Below are 821 nucleotides of genomic sequence, written 5' to 3' on the forward strand. Positions count from 1 at the left end.
AAGTCTAGGGTTCAATATCAAATAAATTTTTCTTTGGCGCCAAATTCACAGAGAGGTGATGCTGCCGTGCAGACAGTTGTTCAACAAAGATATCCTGAAAAATTGAGTTTCAGTGATTTACGTGTTCCTACTGGTATGCCGCTTACTTTAGATTTGGCAGCCCCAGCTCGTCGTGAGCAGGTACGTTTAATTGGTGTTGAAAAAGATACGGCTTTAATCGTGTCTTTACCTGAAAAGGCATTGAAAGATCTTTTAAATGAAGGTTCTCTGTTAAAAGCACGATTCTTGTTGAAAACTGGCTTTGTTAATTTTGGGGTACGCGTGTTGGCATTGGTTTCTGAGCCATTTCCGCATATGTTTTTGTCATATCCCAGTATGATTGAAATGCGAAAAGTGCGCAGTGCAGAGCGCGTCACGACGCGAATCATGGCGAACATAGATAGCCATTTTAATATCGATGCAACATGGCCAAAAGATGGAATCATTGAAGACCTAAGCAAAACGGGTGCAAAAATCAGATCTCGTGATCGGCTAGGTGAGTTTGGTCATGAGTTGTTGTTGGAGTTTGATCTAGTATTGCCAGACATGACGCGCAACGTTCGCTTATCTGCGATTATTCGAAATGCGCATGTTGAGTCGGAAGTTGTCGGCGAACCGCATTTTGTTTTTGGCGTGCAGTTTTTAGAAATGAGCGAAGATGCGCGTCTGACCCTCAATAATTTCATTTATGAGCAAAGATAAGCTCCGAAGTATATGAGCCATTCAAAAAGATTTACCGTTGCTCTGGTCATTAACCCTGTAGCAGGTTTAGGCGGACCAAG

The 821-nt window shown here is 42.4% G+C and carries 1 protein-coding gene; it reads left to right on the plus strand.

What is annotated here, in order from left to right; all coding sequences use genetic code 11:
* Positions 1-741 (plus strand): flagellar brake protein (locus tag A3762_RS21925; protein ID WP_068757636.1); only part of this gene is annotated, 741 nt, incomplete at its 5' end.
* Positions 742-821 lie beyond the last annotated feature (80 nt).

The sequence above is a fragment of the Oleiphilus sp. HI0125 genome, assembly GCF_001635355.1.